This is a genomic window from Streptomyces sp. CG 926 (assembly GCF_003148825.1).
In the GTDB taxonomy this organism is placed as follows: Bacteria; Actinomycetota; Actinomycetes; order Streptomycetales; family Streptomycetaceae; genus Streptomyces.
In genome coordinates this window covers 456,112-474,669 of record NZ_QGGZ01000001.1, presented here as the reverse complement: position 1 = coordinate 474,669, position 18,558 = coordinate 456,112, and the positions used below count along the sequence as shown (strand labels likewise).

16 protein-coding genes are annotated in these 18,558 nt (G+C 72.9%); 9 read left to right on the top strand and 7 right to left on the bottom strand.

Going from position 1 to position 18,558, the window contains the following annotated elements; translation table 11 throughout:
• Positions 1 to 61: 61 nt before the first annotated feature.
• The gene (locus BCL76_RS01945) at positions 62 to 547 is read right to left on the bottom strand and encodes an Lrp/AsnC family transcriptional regulator (protein WP_030714587.1); all 486 of its coding nucleotides are present in this window, start codon (positions 545 to 547) and stop codon (positions 62 to 64) included.
• A gap of 135 nt (positions 548 to 682) precedes the next feature.
• Between BCL76_RS01945 and BCL76_RS01940 the strand changes: the two genes are divergently transcribed.
• From BCL76_RS01940 to BCL76_RS39560, 5 genes are all read left to right on the top strand, one after another.
• Positions 683 to 1,660 carry a DMT family transporter gene (locus tag BCL76_RS01940; protein ID WP_258309217.1) on the top strand — a complete coding sequence of 326 codons (978 nt, stop codon included), beginning with the start codon at positions 683 to 685 and terminating at the stop codon, positions 1,658 to 1,660.
• Positions 1,653 to 2,906, top strand: coding sequence for an amino acid aminotransferase (locus BCL76_RS01935; RefSeq protein ID WP_109777480.1), 1,254 nt, complete (start codon positions 1,653 to 1,655; stop codon positions 2,904 to 2,906). The genes BCL76_RS01940 and BCL76_RS01935 overlap by 8 nt, the downstream gene beginning before the upstream one ends.
• Before the next feature lie 343 nt (positions 2,907 to 3,249).
• The gene (locus BCL76_RS01930; RefSeq protein ID WP_109777479.1) at positions 3,250 to 4,356 is read left to right on the top strand and encodes a molybdopterin-dependent oxidoreductase; all 1,107 of its coding nucleotides are present in this window, start codon (positions 3,250 to 3,252) and stop codon (positions 4,354 to 4,356) included.
• 131 nt (positions 4,357 to 4,487) lie between these two features.
• Positions 4,488 to 5,852: a PAS domain-containing protein gene (locus BCL76_RS01925; protein ID WP_258309215.1), complete on the top strand. Its 1,365-nt coding sequence runs from the start codon at positions 4,488 to 4,490 to the stop codon at positions 5,850 to 5,852.
• A gap of 12 nt (positions 5,853 to 5,864) precedes the next feature.
• The gene (locus BCL76_RS39560; RefSeq protein WP_309136795.1) at positions 5,865 to 6,554 is read left to right on the top strand and encodes a PP2C family protein-serine/threonine phosphatase; all 690 of its coding nucleotides are present in this window, start codon (positions 5,865 to 5,867) and stop codon (positions 6,552 to 6,554) included.
• A gap of 19 nt (positions 6,555 to 6,573) precedes the next feature.
• Here BCL76_RS39560 and BCL76_RS01920 read toward each other — a convergent pair whose 3' ends face one another.
• Positions 6,574 to 9,384, bottom strand: a complete 2,811-nt coding sequence (locus BCL76_RS01920; RefSeq protein ID WP_109777478.1) for a SpoIIE family protein phosphatase — start codon at positions 9,382 to 9,384, stop codon at positions 6,574 to 6,576.
• Positions 9,381 to 10,376 (bottom strand): GlxA family transcriptional regulator, encoded by a 996-nt coding sequence (locus tag BCL76_RS01915; RefSeq protein ID WP_109777477.1) that lies wholly within the window; start codon positions 10,374 to 10,376, stop codon positions 9,381 to 9,383. Before BCL76_RS01915 ends, BCL76_RS01920 begins: the two co-directional genes overlap by 4 nt.
• A gap of 106 nt (positions 10,377 to 10,482) precedes the next feature.
• On the opposite strand from BCL76_RS01915, the gene BCL76_RS01910 reads away from it, so the two are divergent.
• Positions 10,483 to 11,064 (top strand): cysteine hydrolase family protein, encoded by a 582-nt coding sequence (locus BCL76_RS01910; protein ID WP_109777476.1) that lies wholly within the window; start codon positions 10,483 to 10,485, stop codon positions 11,062 to 11,064.
• A gap of 342 nt (positions 11,065 to 11,406) precedes the next feature.
• Here the strand turns inward: BCL76_RS01910 and BCL76_RS01905 are convergent, their stop codons facing one another.
• Entirely contained in the window at positions 11,407 to 12,555 is a 1,149-nt protein-coding gene (locus BCL76_RS01905; RefSeq protein ID WP_033218219.1) for a glycerate kinase, read from the bottom strand.
• Between the two features lie 143 nt (positions 12,556 to 12,698).
• Here BCL76_RS01905 and BCL76_RS01900 point away from each other — a divergent pair, with 143 nt between their 5' ends.
• The 3 genes from BCL76_RS01900 to BCL76_RS01890 all read left to right on the top strand — a co-directional run bounded on the left by BCL76_RS01900 (position 12,699) and on the right by BCL76_RS01890 (position 15,613).
• A complete protein-coding gene (locus BCL76_RS01900) occupies positions 12,699 to 14,426 on the top strand; it encodes a BCCT family transporter (RefSeq protein ID WP_109777475.1) in 1,728 nt (575 codons plus the stop codon).
• Positions 14,427 to 14,632: 206 nt separating this feature from the next.
• Positions 14,633 to 15,133: an NUDIX domain-containing protein gene (locus BCL76_RS01895; RefSeq protein WP_109777474.1), complete on the top strand. Its 501-nt coding sequence runs from the start codon at positions 14,633 to 14,635 to the stop codon at positions 15,131 to 15,133.
• A 51-nt stretch (positions 15,134 to 15,184) separates the two neighbouring features.
• A complete protein-coding gene (locus tag BCL76_RS01890; protein ID WP_109777473.1) occupies positions 15,185 to 15,613 on the top strand; it encodes a hypothetical protein in 429 nt (142 codons plus the stop codon).
• A 16-nt stretch (positions 15,614 to 15,629) separates the two neighbouring features.
• On the opposite strand, the gene BCL76_RS01885 is transcribed toward BCL76_RS01890, so the two are convergent.
• From BCL76_RS01885 to BCL76_RS01875, 3 genes are all read right to left on the bottom strand, one after another.
• Complete coding sequence (locus tag BCL76_RS01885) at positions 15,630 to 16,016, bottom strand: SHOCT domain-containing protein (protein WP_030769974.1); 387 nt, start codon at positions 16,014 to 16,016, stop codon at positions 15,630 to 15,632.
• Between the two features lie 102 nt (positions 16,017 to 16,118).
• Positions 16,119 to 16,628, bottom strand: a complete 510-nt coding sequence (locus tag BCL76_RS01880) for a methylated-DNA--[protein]-cysteine S-methyltransferase (RefSeq protein WP_109777472.1) — start codon at positions 16,626 to 16,628, stop codon at positions 16,119 to 16,121.
• A 12-nt stretch (positions 16,629 to 16,640) separates the two neighbouring features.
• On the bottom strand, positions 16,641 to 18,125 hold the full coding sequence (locus BCL76_RS01875) for an AlkA N-terminal domain-containing protein (protein ID WP_109777471.1): 1,485 nt from the start codon (positions 18,123 to 18,125) through the stop codon (positions 16,641 to 16,643).
• Positions 18,126 to 18,558 lie beyond the last annotated feature (433 nt).

Sequence of the window (18,558 nt, the reverse complement as noted above, 5' to 3'; positions counted from 1 at the left end):
GTCCTGGTCGTGGCCGGAGGCACCCTGTTGTTCGCCCGTCGTCGCCGCGCTTCGACCGAGGTCAGCGCGGGGAGCGCCGGGACCCGCCCGGGGCGGGGCGCGGGTAGGTCCGGGACTGCTTGACGCTGCCGAACGCGAAGCTCGATTCGATCGACGCGATCCCGGGGATCGCGTGGATCCGGTGGCGCACCAGGGACTCGTAGGCCTCCAGGTCCTCGATGACGACCCGGAGCAGGTAGTCGCTGCTGCCCGCCATCAGGTAGCAGTCCTGGATGTGCTCGATGACCGCGACGTGCTCCTCGAACAGCCGCACCGCCTCCGCCGTGTGGCGTTCCAGCCGGATCCGGACGAAGACGGTGACCGGCAGGCCGAAGGCGACCTGGTCGACCATGGCGGTGTAGCCGCGGATCAGGCCCGCCTCCTCCAGCCGGCGGACCCGGCGCAGGCAGGGCGACGGCGACAGCCGGACGCGGTCGGCGAGGTCCTGGTTGGACAGGCGTCCGTCGGCCTGCAACTCCCTGATGATCTGCAGATCCACTGCGTCCATGGGCACTCCTTGGCAGAATCTGCCCCAAACGTATGTCCGAGCGGCAGAACTGGCAATCGGCTGCCCCGCCCCACGCTCTAGCGTTGCCCAGGCACGGACCGGATCGGTCCGGGTCTCAGAGGCTGGAGCAATTCCTTGGTCGCGACGCACACCACCCGGGCGACCCTGCCTCCCGATGCGGCGGGCCCGCAGGCCGGACACCCCGGCCGGCGCGGGCTCTCCCCACAGGCCGAGGGCATGCTGGCCCTGCTCGTCACCGTGTCGATCTGGGCGGCCTTCGCGCTCAGCGCCCGGGCCCTGAGCGGATCCTCCCTGCTGCCCGCCGACGCGGCCCTGCTGCGCTTCGGTGTCCCCCTCGTCGTCCTGTTCCCCGCCCTGTGGCGGCGTCGGCGCGCCATCGCCGCGGTACGGCCGGGCCCCGCGGTGAAGATCATCTGCGGTGCCGGGGTGCCGTTCTTCCTGGCCGCGATGCACGGCGGCGCCCTGACATCCGCCGCCTTCGTCGGCTCCATCGTCCCCGGCATGGTCCCGCTGTTCGTCTCCCTGATCATGATCCGCCGGGGCCACGCCGTCCCCCGGGGCACCCAGGCCGCCGGCCTCGCCCTGATCGCGGCCGGTGTGGCCGCCCTCGTCTGGCGCTATGTCGTCCCCGTCGACACCGACGTACTCGTCGGCGCCGGCACCCTCCTGGTCGCCAGCGGCCTGTGGGCCCTGTACACCGTCGGGCTGCGCGAGGTCGACCTCGACCCGATCGGCTCGATCGGACTGCTGTGCCTGCCCTCCTTCGCGGTGATCGGGCTCCTGGTGCTGACCGGGGTGCTCCCCACCGGCATCGCGCACGCCGCGGGCGCCGACATCGCCCTGTTCCTCGTCGTGCAGGGACTGGGCGTCGGCCTGTGCGCGGGCCTGCTGTACGCCTTCGCCATCCGCCGCCTCGGAGCCGAACGCAGCGCCGTCGTCGGCAGCCTCAGCCCCGTCGCCGTCGTCCTGCTCGCCGTCCCGCTGCTCGGCGAGACGCCGACCCTCGCCGTCCTCGTCGGCGTCCCCCTGATCACCACCGGCGTCGTTCTCGCCAACCGCCGCCCACGACCCGAGGTTCCCGCAGATGCTTGAGCTCCTCCCCACGCCGCCCACCGACCCGCTGTGGGACCTGACCTACGAGTTCGGCGGCGACGAGCGGCCCGAACGCCTGAACCTCGTCCTCGGCGTCTACCGTGACCAGAGCGGCACCACCCCCGTCATGACCGCCGTACGCGAGGCCGAGATCCGGCTGGCCGAGCGCTCCGACTCCAAGGAGTATCGCGGGCTCTCCGGCAACGCCGCCTTCAACCGCTCCCTGCTGGAGCTGGTCCTGGGCCCGACCGGACCCACCGACCGGGCCGCGGCCGTCCAGACCGTCGCGGGCTCCGGCGCGCTGCGGCTGCTCGCCGACCTGATCTGCCGGACCCGCCCGGGCACCACGGTGTGGATCAGCGATCCCGCCTACGTCAACCACCGGCCCATCCTGGAGGCCGCCGGGCTGCGCGTGCGCACGTACGGCTGGCGCGACGCCGAGGGCGGCTTCGACACGGCCGGGGTACTGCGGGAGCTGGCGGAAGCGCAGCGGGACGACGTGGTCCTGCTCCAGGGCTGCTGTCACAACCCCACCGGCGTGGACCCGCTGTTGGACGACTGGGAGGCGCTCGCCGAATCGGCCGCCCGAGGCGGCTGGGTGCCCTTCGTCGACCTCGCCTACCACGGTCTCGGCGACGGCCTGGAGGCCGACCTGCTGCCCACCCGGATGCTGGCGGCGCGGGTCCCGGAAATGCTGATCGCGGTCAGTTGCTCGAAGAACTTCGGCCTCTACAGCGACCGCGTCGGCTGCGCCATCGTGCTCGGCGCCTCGGACCGGGCCGTCCGGCACGCCGAGACCGCCCTGCAGAACGCCGCCCGGACCCTCTACTCGATGCCGCCCGAGCACGGCGCGGCCGTGGTGACCACGATCCTGGAGGACGAGGGGCTGCGGGCCGCCTGGCGCGCCGAGCTGGAGGTCATGCGCGGCCGGATCATGGACAACCGGGCCGACCTGGTCGCCCACCTGAGCGCGCTCGGCTGCGCGGAGCAGGCACGCTCGCTCGCCCGGCAGAAGGGGATGTTCTCGATGCTGCCGCTGTCCGCGCCGCAGATGCTTCGGCTGCGCAGGCAGTACGCCATCTACGGCACGACCTCGGGGCGGATCAACATCGCGGGCATCCCGGCGCACCGGATCCCCTGCCTCGCCCGGGGCATCGCCGGAGTCCTGGACCAGGCGGACGCCCCCCGCACGGCCGCGACGCTCCCGCGGCAGCAGGCCGGACCGGCCGCCGCCCTGCAGGCGTAGGGGGCACCGACGACCGGGCAGGACGCCGGGCCGACCGGGCAGAGCGCCGGGCCGCTCCTGCGAACTGCGGACATGACAGTCCCCGGCAGTCCGTCGATTCCATGAGCCATCCGCCGTCGCCGATGGCTCCCCTGGTCGACAGGTGCTGCCGGGGGCCTGGCCAGAGCCTGGACAAGGGTCACGCGGGCCTGAGGACGTCTCCAGAGGGAGGTGCGGCTCTTTCCGGTTATCCGGTGTATTCATGAGTTTCCTCCCAATTCGCACCTAGTCAAGGCTTTGTTCGGACGTAGTCTGTAAAGAAATCCGCGTCGCGCTCGGCACGAGCCCGACGGAAGGTGCTGCCATGACCACATGGCCTGTTCCACGAGCCGCCCCAGGGCCCGGCGCCACGGTCTGGGCGCCCGAAACGGTCACCGCGGACCCGTACAACGCCCAGACCCCCGCCGCCGCGCTGGCCGAGCCGGTCACCCCCGTCGGGGCCTTCTTCGTACGCGACCACTTCGGCATCCCACGGATCCCACCCGGCCGTTGGCGGCTACGGATCGGCGGCGCCGCGGCCGCCGCCCCCTTCACCCTCGGCTACGAAGAGCTGCTCACGATGGAACACCGCGAACTCGACGTCGTGGTGGAGTGCGCGGGCAACGGCCGCGGCCTGATGACACCCCGCCCGCCCGGCCTGCCCTGGAGCCGACAGGCGGTCGGCTGCGCCCACTTCGCCGGCGTGCCGTTCCGCCTCCTCGCCGAGCGCGCCCTGATCGGGCCGTCGGCCGTGGAAGTCGTGTTCACCGGGGCCGACTCCGGCCCCGTGCGCGGCCGCCGAGCCGCCTTCGAGCGCAGCCTCCCGCTCGCCGCGGCCCTCCACCCGGACACCCTCCTCGTCACCCGCATGAACGGCGAGCCGCTCGCCCCCGAGCACGGCGCGCCGGTCCGCCTGGTGGTCCCCGGACGCTACGCGGTCGCCGACGTGAAGTGGCTGGTCGGAGCCCGGGCCGTGACCCGCCCCTTCACCGGCGTGTTCCAGAGCGAGCAGTACCGCTACGTGGCCTCCCGCGGCACCCCCGAAGGCCCCGTGACGAGCGTGCGGGTCACCTCCCTGGTCACCGAGCCCGAACCCGACACCGCCGTGCGCCGCGGCCACGAGACCCTCGTCCGCGGCCGGGCCTGGTCGGGCGGCGGCGTACCACTGCGGAGCGTCGAGGTACGCGCCGAGTACGAGGACGACGACCGGCACCGCGAACGCGGCTGGCACCAGGCCCTCCTCGAACCACCCGCCGGCCCCTACGGCTGGAGCGGCTGGTCGTACCGGTGGACACCCCAGCGGCCCGGACCGTACCGGCTGGTCTCCCGCGCCACCGACGCCCACGGCGAGACACAGCCCCCGCACCCCCCGTGGAACGCCGGTGGCTACGGCTGCAACACCGTGGCCTGCGTCGAAGTGGTGGTCGTATGAGTAACACCGGGGACCGCGGCCGGCTCGCCGGTCCGCGCCCCGGCGGGGATCGGCCGACACAGAGCCCCGCGCCCACGCCTCGGATAGGGTGAATCGGTAGGAATCAGGCCCCCCGGGGTGAGGTCGGTGCGTTGGACACTTACCAGGCGACGAGCGAGGTGCCGGACCCGCCGGCCGCGGCTGTCGGGTACGCGGGCGTACTCAGCGAGCTGCTGCCGATCGCCCTGTGGCGGGAAGACGCCGACGGACGCATCGTCGAGTGGTCGCTGGCCGCCCAGGACCTCCTCGGGCACCGCCCCGAGGACATCATCGGCCTCCCCGGCAGCGCCGTCCTCGTCCCCGAGGCCAACCACCAACTCGCCGACGAGCTGACCCGGCGCGTCCAGTCCGGCGAAACCGTCGTCGGTACCCTCCCCGTGCGCCACCGAGACGGCCACCGCGTCCCGATGGAGATGTGGATCGTCCCCGCCGTCGACCCGCAGGGCCGGACAGGAGCCATGCTCATCGCCGTGGAGACCTCCGAGGTGCTCCACATGCGGGACTCCCTCGCCGCGCTCCAGAGCCTGTTCACCCAATCGCCCATAGGCCTCGCCACCCTCGGCACCGACCTACGGTTCCTGCGCGTCAACGACGCCCTGGCCCGGATGAACGGCGTCTCCGCCGCCGAACACCTCGGCAAACGACTCACCGAGGTGGTCCCCGGAGTCAACGCCGCCGCGCTGGAGTCGATGATGCGACAGGTCCTCGACCGGGGCACCGCCGTCGTCGACGTCCGCCGCACCGGGCGCACCCCCGCCGACCCGGAGCACGACCACACCTGGTCCTGCTCCTACGCCCCGCTGCTCGACGGCTCCGGCCGGGCCCTCGGCGTGATCGCCTCGCTCATCGACATCACCGAGGGCCAGCGCGCCCAGGCCGACGCCGAACGGGCCCGACACCGGTTCGCCCTGCTCGCCGAGGCGGGCACCCGCATCGGCACCACCCTGGACCTCCACCAGACCGCCCAGGAGATCGTGGACGTGCTGGTGCCCCAGCTCGCCGACTCGGCCGACGTACAAGTACTCGAAGCGGTACTGGGCCCCGACGAGGGCCCGATCCCCACCGCCTCCGCACGAGGCGTCCTGCGCCGCCTGGCCGCCCACTTCCCCGACCCGACCGCCCCCACCGCGAAACTCGCCCCCGGCCAGACCTTCCAGATCCCCGTGGGCACCACCTACGAGCAGGTGATCTCCGAGGGACGGCCCATGAACCTCTACCTCGCCGACATCCCGGAACTGATCACCTCCCCGCGCGCCGAGGCGCTACGCACCTACCTCGCCACCCTGGGATCGGCCCGCCTGGTCCCGCTGGTCGCCCGCGGCACCGTGCTCGGCGCCGTCGCCGTGACCCGCACCCGCGAGCGGGAACCCTTCGACGAGGAGGACCGCGTCCTCGTCGACGAGCTGGTAGCCCGGGCCGCCCTCAACATCGACAACGCCCGGATGTACACCCTCTAGCGCCAGGCCGCCCTGACCCTCCAGCGCAGCCTCACCAACAACGCGCTGCCCGAGGTCCCCGGCCTCGAACTCACCGGCCGCTACCTCCCCGCCAGCGACCACGACGTCGGCGGGGACTGGTACGACGTCATCCCGCTGCCCGGCGGCCGGACCGGGCTCGTCATCGGGGACGTCATGGGCCACGGGATCCACGCCGCCGCCGTCATGGGCCAGCTGCGGACGGCGGTACGGACCCTCGCCCGACACGACGTGCCCCCGGCGGAGCTGCTCCGCTCGCTCGACGCCGTCGTCGCCGACCTCGGCGAGGACGAGATGGCCACCTGCGTATACGCCGTCCACGACGCGGCCACCGGCACCTGCGTGATCGCCCGGGCCGGGCACCCGCCGCCCGCCGTCGTCACCCCCGACGCAGCCCTCACCTTCCTCGACGGCCCGCCCGGGACTCCGCTGGGCACGGGCGGCCAGGACTTCCGTACCGAGGAGGTACAGCTGCCCCCGGGGAGCCTGCTCACCCTCTACACCGACGGCCTCATCGAGGCCCGGGACCGGGACCTCGACCAGGGCATGGCCCAGCTGGCAGGGGCCTTGCGGCGGGTCGACCAGCCCCTGGAGGAACTGTGCGACGGGATCCTGCGCCGGCTGCTGCCGTGCGCCCAGCAGGACGACGTCGCCGTACTGCTGGCCCGCACCCGGCCGGTGTGAGCCCGCGGCGACCGCCCGCTCACCAGGCCAGGTCCTCCAGCGCGTCCAGATCCAGCGGATCCGCCACCGGCGGCTCCGGGCCCCCGGTCAGCGGCAGCTCGGCCCAGATCACCTTGCCCCGGTCGGTGTAACGGGTGCCCCACCGGTCGGCGTACTGGGCGACGAGGAACAGCCCGCGCCCACCCTCGTCCGTGGTCGCCGCGTACCGCAGGTGCGGTGAGGTGCTGCTGCCGTCCGAGACCTCGCAGATGAGGGTGCGGTCGCGCAGCAACCGCACCCGCACGGGCGCGCTCCCGTACCGGATGGCGTTGGTGATCAGCTCGCTGAGGATCAGCTCGGTGGTGAAGGAGATCTCGTCCAGCCCCCACGCGGCGAGCTGCGCCGCGCCCGCATTGCGCACCCGCGAGACGGCCGACGCCTCGCCCGGCACCTCCCACTCGGCGATCCGGTCGGCCTCCAGGCGCCGCGTGTCGGCGATCAGCAGGGCGATGTCGTCGCTCGGCACCGGGAACAGCATCGCGGCGAGTACGTCCGAGCAGGCCTGGTCGGGGCTGCGGCCGGGCTGCGCGAGAGCCTCGCGGAGCAGGTGCAGCCCGGTGTCGAAGTCCCGGTCACGGTCCTCCACCAGGCCGTCGGTGAAGAGCACCAGCCGACTTCCCTCGGGGAGCGTGAACTCGGCGGCCTCGAAGGGCATGCCGCCGACGCCCAAGGGCAGTCCGGCCGGCAGCTCGGGGAACTCGACGTCCCCGCCGGGGCGGACCAGCGCGGGCCCGGGATGGCCGGCACTGGCCATCCGACACCGCCCGGAGACCGGGTCGTAGACCGCGTAGAGGCAGGTGGCGCCGGTGACCCCGGCCGGCTCCGCGGCCCCGTCCATGACCTCCTCGGCGGCGCCCTCCTCGTCCCCGCCCGCGGGCCCGCCGCCGGTGTCGTTCTGGTCGATCCGGTCGATCAGCTCGTCCAGGTGACCGAGCAGCTCGTCGGGGGGCAGGTCCAGGGTGGAGAAATTGTGCACCGCCGTCCGCAGCCGGCCCATGGTGGCCGCGGCGTGCACGCCGTGCCCGACGACATCGCCGACCACCAGCGCCACCCGGCCGCCCGGCAGCGGGATCACGTCGAACCAGTCCCCGCCGACCCCCGCCTTCGCGGGCAGATAGCGGTAGGCGACGTCCACGGCGTTCTGGGCGGGCAGCACCCGGGGCAGGAGGCTGCGCTGGAGCGTCACGGCCACCGCGTGCTCGCGGGTGAAGCGACGGGCGTTGTCGATGGAGACGGCCGCACGGGCCCCCAGCTCCGCCGCGAAGGAACGGTCCTCCTCGTCGAAGGGCTCCGGGGTGTCCGCGGCCCGCCAGAAGTTGGCCATGCCCAGGACCACGCCCCGGGCCTGGAGCGGTACGGAGATCAGCGAGTGCAGACCGTAGTCCAAGGCCACCCGGGTGCCCTGGGCGTCCTGGGCCCGCCAGCCCATGGCCGCCCGCAGGTCCGCCGCGAGCACCGCGTGCCCGGCGTCCAGGGCCGCGGCCATCGGCGCGGTCGGGACGACGAAGCGGATGATGTCGCCGACCGGCTGGAGCGGCGAGTCGGCCCGCACGCCGGTGATGGCGGCCCGGCGCATCTCGGTGTAGACACCGGTGATCATCGAGGGCTCTTCCCCGTGCAGCACCGGCTCCAGCAGCTCCACCGTGACGAAGTCCGCGAACCGCGGAACGGCGACCTCCGACAACTCCTCGGCGGTCCGCACCACGTCCAGGGTGGTGCCGATCCGCACACCGGCGTCGTAGAGCAGCTGCAACCGGCCCCGGGCCACCTCGGCCCGGCCGGAGAGCGCGGCGAGCTCGGTGGAGTCGCGCAGGGTCACGACGCTGCCCGTCGACATGCCCCGGTACTCCTTGGTGGGCCGCACGTTGACGGCGAGCAGCCGGTCGCCCGCCAGGTGCACATGGTCCGTCACCACCCTGCCGGAGGCGAGCAGCTCCGCGGTACGCGGGTCGAGTCCCAGGTCCGTGACATGCCGGTTCTCGGGGTCGGGCGGCAGGCCGAGCAGCCTGCGGGCCTCGTCGTTGGCCAGGACGAGCCGCTGCTCGGCGTCGATGATGACCACGCCCTCACGGACGGCGTGCAGGACGGCCTCGTGGTGCTCGTTGATCCGGGACATCTCGGCGGCGCCCAGGCCCCGCGTCTGGCGCCGCAGCCGACCGCTGACCAAGGCGGCGCCGCTCGTGCCGAGCAACAGGGCGCCCGCCGCCGCGCCGAGCAGGAGCGGGAGCTGGCCCTCGACGACCTGGGAGACGTTCTCCACCTCTATGCCCGTGCCGACCAGGCCGACGACGACGCCGTCGGCGTTCCTTATGGGGACCACGGCCCGCACGGCGTCGCTCGGCTCGCCCCGGAAGGTCTCCGTGAAGGCGTGCCCCGCGACGGCGCGGCTGAGGTCACCCGTGGCCCGGCGGCCGATCAGCTCGGGCCGCGAGTCGGTGTAGCGGATCCCTTGGATGTTCATGACGGCGATGAAGTCGACGCCCGAGCCCTGGCGGGCGGCCTCGGCCAGCGGCTGGAGCCGGGCCGTCGGATCCGCCGAGAGCAGCGCCGCCGCGATACCGGGGGCGTGCGCGAAAGCCTCGGCCGCCGCCAGAGAACGGTGCCGGGCGTCGCGCTCGCTGTCGTACCGGGCCTGGAACACCAGGGCGGACGCGCCCGCGGCGATCAGCAGGAGCACGATCATCGCCTGGAGGGCGAAGACCTGACCGGCGACGCTGTGTGCCCACCGGGACAGGCGCGCGGACACGCGCGAACCCCACCCGGTCGGCTGGCGACCAAAACGTCCGGTCATGAGCCCTTTCTAACACTGTCCGGAGGGTTTGGTGCGGCTGCCGATGCGCGGGAGTCCGCACGGTACGCGCGAGGGCCGAGACCGACGTACGCCGTGAAGTGCTGGCGGAAGGTGACCTCACTGGCGAAACCGGCCCGCCGGGCCACCTCCGGCACCGGATGGTCGGTGCGTTCCAGCAGCTTGCGGGCCGCGTCCAGCCGGTGCCCCAGCAGCCACCGGTGCGGGGTGGTGCCGGTGGCCGCGGCGAAATGCCGGGCGAAGGAACGCGGGGACATCCCGGCCCATCCGGCCAGCGTCGCCACGGACAGCGGCTCGTGCAGCGAGCGCAGGGCACGCGCCCGTACCGCGGCCAACGCCTCGGCCGTCCGGTCCGCGGCCGGGACGGGCCGGTCCAGGTACTGGGCGTGGTCCCCGGTGCGGAAGGGGCCCGTCACCATGGAACGTGCGATCGCGGCCGCGGCCTCGGCGCCGTGCGCCTCCCGGACCAGGTGCAGGCACAGGTCGATCCCGGAGGCCACCCCGGCGGAGGTCCACAGGCCGCCGTCCTCGACGTAGAGCGGGGCGTCCTCGACCACGATCCCCGGATAGCGGGCGGCGAGCTGCGGGGCCAGCCACCAGTGGGTGACCGCCCGGCGGCCCTCCAGCAGACCGGCCTCCGCGAGGACGAACGCCCCCGCGCACAGGGCGGCGACCGGTACGCCCCGGCCGTGCGCCTCGCGCAGTGCGGCGAGGATCGGTCCGGGCGTCGGATCGGCCGGCTCGGCCAGCGCCGGTACGACGACCAGGTCCGCCGTGGCCAGCCAGTCCAGCCCCCGGTCGGGGGCCAGGGTCAGCCCGCCGGGCAGGGGGATCGGACCGGGCTCCGGGGCGCACCGGCGCAGCTCGAAGCCCGGCACCCCGGCGCGGCTGCGGTCGGGACCCCAGACCTCGGTGATGACGGCGAGGTCGAAGCTGCGGATACCGGGCTGGACGACGATCGCGACACGGCGCATCGGGCCAGTCTGTCAGGGGGACAGGACTGCCGGCCTGGCAGGATCCCATCGGTACGGGGCCTCGCGGGCGCTGTCGGGCCCGCGGCCCGGCCGACAGCATGGAGCCATGACGAAGACCGCGATCGAGATCGCCCCCAACAGTGCCCTGCTGGTCATCGACGTACAGAAGGGCTTCGACGACGAGTCGTTCTGGGGGCCCCGCAACAATCCGGCGGCCGAGGCGAACATCGCGGCCCTGATGGACGACTGGCAGGCGGCCGGCCGGCCGGTGGTCCTCGTCCGGCACGCTTCCGTGCAGCCCGGCTCCGTCCTGGCCGCCGATCACCCCGGGTACGACTTCAAGGACCTGGTCGAGAAGCGGAGCCAGGGCGCCCTGGTCATCACCAAGACGGTGAACTCGGCCTTCTACGGCACGCCGGACCTGGCCGACTGGCTGAGTGCCCAGGGCATCGGCCAGCTGGTGCTGGTCGGCATCCAGACCAACATGTGCGTCGAGACCACGGCCCGGATGGCGGGGAACCTGGGCTACGACGTGCTCGTCCCGCTCGACGCCACGCACACCTTCGACCTCGCGGGGTCGGCGGGTCTCGCCCTGACGGCGGACGAACTCGCCACCGCCACCGCGGTGAACCTCCAGGGCGGCGGCTTCGCCCGCGTGATCACCACGGCCGACCTGCTGACGGCGTAGCCGGCTCCACTCTCAGCCTCGGCCTGGCCACCCCAGCCTCGCCGGCTCCACTCTCAGCCTCGGGCCCGGCAAATCCAGCCTCGCCGGCGTTTGAGGCGCGGGTCCGGGCGGAGCCCGGTGCCCGGCGGAGCCGGGTTTCCTGGGGCTCCGCCCCAGACCCCGCGCCTCAAACGCCGGCGAGGCTGGAAGTGGCCCGGCAGTGTCGGAAGTGGCCCCGCGAGGTTGCAAGTGGCCGGCGAGGCTGGACAGGGCCCGGCGAGGCGGCCGGCGGGGGGCGGAGCCGGGGGGACCGAGGGCCCCGGCCCGGTCGGACGGGTCGGGGCCTCGACAGTGGCGGCCGCGTCAGAGGACGTCGGCGGCGATGTTCGCGGCGACCTGCTCCAGCAGGGGACCCGCGTTCGGGATGGACCTGGCCGGGTCGGGCTCCAGGTCGGTGAGCGGGTACGCCTTGCGGATGCCGGCCCCCTCAAGGGCCTCCTGGGACAGCAGCAGCCGCCCGCACACGGCCACCACGGGCTTGCCGGCCGCCCGCGCCGCGGCAGCGACGCCCGCCGGAGCCTTGCCGTGCAGGGTCTGCTCGTCCAGGGAGCCCTCACCGGTGATGACCAGCGTGGCCCGCTCCAGCGCCGGGGCGAAGCCCAGCACCTCCAGCATCAGCTCGATGCCCGGACGGAACGTCGCGCCGAGCAGCAGGGCCCCGTAGCCGATACCGCCCGCGCCACCGGCACCCGGGAGCACCGCGCACTCGGCCGCCTTCGCGCCGATCGACTTCTCCAGCACCACCGCGAAGTGCGCCAGCGCCGCGTCGAGCGTCGCCACGTCCTCGGGCGAGGCACCCTTCTGCGGTCCGTACACCGCCGCGCAGCCCTTCGGGCCGGTCAGCGGGTTGTCCACGTCGCTCGCGAGGACGAACTCCACCTCCGCGAACCGCGGGTCGACACCGGACAGATCGGCCGAGGCCAGCTCGGCCAGCGCGCCACCGCCCGGACCGACCGGTTCGCCGTTCGCATCCAGGAACACCGCACCCAGCGCGGCCAGCATGCCGGCGCCGCCGTCGGTGGTGGCACTGCCGCCCACACCGAAGACGATCGTGCGCGCGCCCGCGTCCAGCGCGGCCTTGAGCAGCTCGCCCGAGCCGTACGTGGTGGCCGTCAGCGCGGCGAAGGTGCCCGCCGGTAGCAGCTGCAGCCCGGAGGCCTCCGCCATCTCGACCACCGCGGTGCCCTCGCGCAGCGCGAAGGTGGCCGTGACCTGGTCACCGAGGGGTCCGGTGACCCGTACCTCCCGCCGTTCGAAGCCGGCCGCGACGGCTGCCGCCACCGTTCCGTCGCCGCCGTCCGCGACGGGGAGGGTCTCGATCTCCACGTCCGGTACGGCCCTGCGAAGGCCGGCCGTCACCCGCTCCGCGACCTGAACGGCCGTGAGCGAGCCCTTGAATTTGTCCGCGGCGATGAGCACGCGCGCGGCCTCGTTTACTGCTCCGTCCGTCACCTTGCTATTCCCTTGCTATCGAACAGTGCAGTCGCGCCGCCATGAGCTTATCCGGAGGATCCTCCTATGCCCATGAGTGGCCTGGGCCACACCCGGCGCGCCATGCCCCTAAATAGGGATATATGCCTGCATAGTGTGGCCGCATGAGCGCGGAATCACTGGATCAGCCACGTCCGGACGCCCCGGGAGGGGGATCGGAGGGCCCCGTGGACGGTGCGCCCGACCACGGGGTCGTCACCGTCGGTGTGATCGCCGTGCTGGCCGTCGTCGCATGGGCCGCCCTGGGCAAGGACTCCTTCGACACGGCGTCGACCACCGCACTCTCCTGGGTGCTCGGCAACTTCGCCTGGCTGTTCGTGATCGCCGCCGACGTCTTCCTCGTCATGTGCGTCGTCCTCGCGATCAGCCGGTTCGGCCGGATCCGTCTCGGCGCCGACGACTCCGAGCCCGAGTTCACCAACCTCGCGTGGATCGCGATGATGTTCAGCGCCGGCATGGGCATCGGCCTGATGTTCTACGGGGTGGGGGAGCCGCTCACCCACTACCTGGCGCCGCCCCCGGCCTCCGGCGCCGCCCCTCGCACCGGCGCCGCCGCGCTCGCGGCCATGGAGTACTCCTTCTTCCACTGGACCCTCACCCCCTGGGCGATCTACGGCATCGCCGGCCTCGCCCTGGCCTACGCGACCTTCCGCAAAGGCCGAGGCAACCGCCTGAGCTCCGCCTTCGTCCCTCTGATGGGCGAGGAACGCGCGAACGGTCGGCCCGGCAAGGCCATCGACCTGCTGGCCGTGTTCGCCACCGTCTTCGGCACCGCCACCAGCCTCGGCCTCGGCGCCCTCCAGGTCTCCAAGGGACTGAGCCTCACCACCGGCATCGAGGACTCGACCTCCGTCGAGCTGATCATCATCGCCTCCCTGTCCGCGGCCTTCGTCCTGTCCGCCTTCTCCGGCCTGCACAAGGGCGTGAAGTGGCTCAGCACGATCAACCTCGTGCTCGCCGCGATCCTGATGCTCTTCGTCTTCGTCCTCGGCCCCACCGTCTACATCCTCGACGTGATCCCCTCCAGTGTCGGCGGATACCTGAGCGAGCTGGTGCCCATGGCCAGCCGCACCGGCGCCTTCACCGACTCCAAGTGGCTCGGCGCGTGGACGATCTTCTACTGGGCCTGGTGGCTGTCCTGGGCGCCCTTCGTCGGCACCTTCATCGCCCGCATCTCGCGCGGCCGCACCATCCGTGAGTTCCTCATCGGCGTGCTGCTCGTCCCCAGCGGAGCCACCGTGATCTGGTTCTGCGTCATGGGCGGCACCGCGATCCGCCTCGACTCCACCGGCGCCGTCGACTTCGCCCTCACGCTCAAGGACGGCACCGAGGCCTCGCTCTTCGCGATGCTGGACGCCCTGCCGCTCTCCACCGTCACCTCGTGGGTCGCCATGGTCCTGGTCATGACCTACTTCGTCACCAGCGCCGACTCGGCCTCCCTGGTGATGGGCTCGCTCACCAGCCGCGGCTCCCTCAACCCGCCCACCTGGCTCGTCGTCACCTGGGGCGTGCTGATGGCCGCCGTCGCCGCCGTGCTGCTCCTCGCGGGCGGCCTGAAGTCCCTGCAGACCGCCACCATCCTGGTCGCGCTGCCCTTCGTCGTCGTCATGATGCTGCTCTGCTGGGCCCTGGTGAAGGAACTCCGTGCCGACCCGGGCGCCGGACCCGCCCGCCACCACCCCCTGCACGGGATGCGGGACGCGGTGCGGGCCATGGTCGGCGACGCGATCAGCGAACAGGGCGTGGCCCGCCGCCCGCGGCGGCAGGGCGTGGCCGGGACCGGGGGACGGGAGCCCGGGGACGCCGAAGGCCCGGGGGCTCCGCAGGCGTGACGCCTCGGGGCCCCCGAGGCCTCAGGGGGTGTTCTGCGGGCCCGTCAGGAGCGGACGTGGTGCCGGTCGTGGAGCCGGCCCAGCATCTCGGCCGTCGGCCGGAAGACGGCGTCCTCGCGTAAAGCGATCATCTTTTTTGACGGTCCCGGCCTCGACGTGGCGGGGGCGCCCCGCGGCGCTCGCCGCGAAGGAATTAGGGTGACGGCGTGACCACCGCAGATGACTACGCCACGTACATCGCGAGCCTGCCCCGGGTGCTGGCGGGCGCGGCCGCCCTCTACCGGGACGCCGAGGGCCGGGTTCTCCTCGTCGAGCCCAACTACCGCGAGGGCTGGGCCCTGCCGGGCGGCACCGTCGAGTCGGACCAGGACGAATCCCCGCGCACCGCGGCCCGGCGGGAGAGCGCCGAGGAGATCGGCATCGACCTCCCGCTCGGTCGCCTGCTGGCCGTCGACTGGGTACCGGGCCCCGGCCGCCCGCCACTGGTCGCCTACGTCTACGACGGCGGGGTGCTCGACGACGCCCAGCTCGCCTCCATCACGCTGCAGGAGGAAGAACTGATCTCCTGGCGGCTCGTCGAACCCGCCGAACTCCCCGCATATCTGCCCGAACCGCTCGGGCGCCGCATCCAAGAGGCGTACCGGATCGCGCAGTCGGGCGAGGGCGCCGCGGAACTGGAGAACGGCCGGCGCCAGGTGGCCCCGTAACCGGGGCGCGCCGTAACACCGGACTTACCTCGACCAGGACAGAATCAGCAGATGATCACGATGTACGCCTGGCCCAGCACCGCCGACGGGCCCGACGCCCTCCCCATGGTGCACTTCACCACCGACCAGCAGGCCGGTGGTGAAGTCACTCCGGAGGGGACCCCGGTCTGGCTGTTCGACACCGCGATACGCGAGGGCGGCTGGGCGCAGTTCACCGATTTCGAGGGCTGGTCCGTCCCGGCCGCCGGCTGGCAGGCCTTCTACCGCCGCGAGGACGACCTCCTCGCCGTCACCGGACCCGGCTCCTGCGAGGGCTGGTACCAGGGCAACCTCGGCGCCGATGCCGACTGGGTGGCGGCCGCCGCCGCCCAGCAGAGCGTGGTCCTGCTCGCCGCCCCGGTCCAGCACCCCTCGCTGTACAACTACGCGGTGGAGGCCGGAGCGGCCTTCGCGCTCCTCGTCCCGCTCCTCGTCGTCTGAACGGACGCGGACATGGTCACGCCAGGAGCTTGGCCTTGGCGCGGTCGAACTCCTCCTGGGTGATGTCGCCCTTGTCCTTGAGGGCGGAGAGCTTGTGCAGCTCGTCCGCGCTGCCGCCGGTACCCGCCGTCTTCTGGACGTAGGACCGGAACGCGGCCTCGTTCTCCTGAACCTGCTTGACGTCCCGCTCACCCATGCTCTTGCCCCGGGCGATGAGATAGACGAAGACGCCCAGGAAAGGAAGGATGATCACGAAGATCAGCCATCCCGCCTTCCCCCAGCCGCCCAGGCTGTGGTCGCGGAAGATGTCCGTGATGATCTTGAAGAGCAGGAAGAACCACATGATCCACAGGAACAGGTACAGCATCGTCCAGAAGATGTTGAGAAGCGGATAGTCGTCCATGCCCGACTCCGATCATGTAGCGGTATTCCATTCATACAACCGCTGCAAAAGGACCGCATTTCGACAAGGGGACAGGAGCCGGGACCGCTTCCGGAACAGAACTCAGACCTGTTTCCCGGACTCGAAGGCCAGCAGCCGCACCTTGCGGTCGAGCCCGCCGCCATAGCCGGTCATCCCGCCCGAAGCGCCGATCACCCGGTGACAGGGCACGATGATGCCGACCGGATTCTTCCCGTTCGCCAGGCCCACCGCGCGCGAGGCGTTGGGCTTGCCCAACCTCGTCGCGAGCTCCCCGTACGACCAGGTCTCGCCGTACGGGATCCGCACGAGCTGAGCCCAGACGCTGCGCTGGAAATCGGTGCCCTCCAGGCGCAGCGGGAGGTCGAACTCGGTGAGCTCCCCGGCGAAGTACGCGGTCAACTGGCGCGCCACCTCGGGGAAGGGCTCCTCGACGGCGGCCACCCGCTCCCCGAAAGACTCCTCGGCAGGCCGGTGCCGCTGCTCGGTCATGTAAAGGCCGCTGAGCACCCCGTCCGTGGCGACCAGGGTCAGCGGGCCGTAGGGGCTGTCGACGACGGTGTGCGTCTTGGTGCTGTTCATGGTGGATCGCATCGCTGGTGCTCCTCAGACGGGCAGGTGGTTGATGGGGTGGGCGTCCGTGGCCCACAGGTACTGGACGGCGTACGCACGCCAGGGCCGCCAGCCGGCCGCGCGGGCGGTGAGCGCCGAGGGGGTGGACGGCAGCCCGAGGCCCTGTGCCGCCCGTCGGATCCCCAGATCCGACGGCAGGAACGCGTCCGGGTCCCCGAGCGCCCGCATCGCGATCACCTCCGTGGTCCACGGACCGAATCCGGGCAGTGCCGAGAGCTGCGCCCGCGCCGCCTCCCAGTCGCTGTCGAGGCCGAGCGCCAGCGACCCGTCGGCGAGCGCCGAGACCAAGGTGGTCAGCGTGGCGCGCCGACTGCGCGGCAGGGCCAGCGCCTCCGGGTCCAGCCCGGCGAGCGCCTGCGAGGAGGGGAAGAGGTGGGTCAGCCCGCCCAGCGGGTCCTCGACCGGCTCCCCGTACGCGGTGACCAGCCGGGCCGCGTGCGTACGCGCCGCCGCGGTGGAGACCTGCTGGCCCAGCACCGCCCGTACGGCGAACTCCGGCGCGTCGACCGTACGGGGCACCCGGCGCCCGGGGGCCTTGTCCACGAGCGGGGCCAGCAGCGGGTCGGAGCGCAACTGCTCGTCGACCGCCTCGGGGTCGGCGTCCAGGTCGAGCATCCAGCGGCAGCGGCTGATGGCGATGGTGAGGTCGCGCAGGTCGGTCAGCGCGAGCCGGCAGCCGATGTGGTCGGGCTGCGGGGTCAGGGCGACGACCCCGGTGCCGTAGGGCAGGCGGAGAGTACGACGGTAGGCGCCGTCGCGCCACTCCTCGACCCCGGGGACGGCGGTCGCGGCGAGGTGCCCGAAGAGGTTGTCGGGGTTCAGCGGCGCCCGGAACGGCAGCCGCAGACTGATCGTCCCCGGGATCCGGGGCGGGGCGTTCCGGCCGCGGCCGGCCTTGACGGCCCGCTCCCGCAGCTCGCTGGGGGACAGGGCGAAGACCTCGCGGACCGTGTCGTTGAAGGTCCGGATGGAGGAGAACCCGGCGGCGAAGGCCACGTCGCCCATCGGGAGCTCGGAGGTCTCGATGAGCAGCCGTGCGGTCTGGGCGCGCTGGGCCCGGGCCAGGGCCAGCGGACCGGCCCCGAGCTCGGCGTTCAGCTGCCGCTCGACCTGGCGGGCCGAGTAGCCCAGCCGGGTGGCAAGGCCCGGCACGCCCTCCCGGTCCACGACGCCGTCCTGGATCAGCCGCATCGCACGGGCGACGGCGTCGGCGCGGGCGTTCCACTCCGGCGAGCCGGGACTCGTGTCGGGCCGGCACCGCTTGCAGGCCCGGAAGCCGGCCTGCTGGCAGGCGGCGGCGCTGGGCAGGAAGGTCATGTTCTCGACCTTCGGCGGCACGGCGGGGCAGCTGGGGCGGCAGTAGATCCGGGTGGTCAGGACGGCGGTGAAGAACCAGCCGTCGAAGCGGGCGTCCTTCGACTGCACGGCCCTTACGCAGCGCTCGGTGTCGGTGTGCATGGCTCTAGGATCCGATGTCGCGGAACCGCCGGCTGGCGGTTTTCCGACATCAAGGCTAGCGGTGTACCGGGCCGGGGGTCCGGTGGTGGTGGGGCGGGGCCGGGTCCGGTGGTGGGGCGGGGGTCGTCCGGGGTAGGCATGATTTATGGCCCCTCGGGGAGTCGGTAGGTGCCCCCGAGGTGAGGGCCAACAAATCACGTTTTACACCCCGGACGACCCCCACCCCACCACCGGCCCCAACCCCGCCCCGCGGCCCGGCCCCCACACCTCCCCCCCCCGCCCCGCATACGGTCCGGCCGTCGGCCGTCAGGAGCCCTTGGCCTTGGGGTGGTGAGGGGAGCTCTCCCCCCGGCATGCGGTACCGCGGTCGAGGGCTCTGGGGGGGGGGGGGGGGGGGGGGGCGGGGAGACCGGCCCCCCCCGGCATGCGGTAG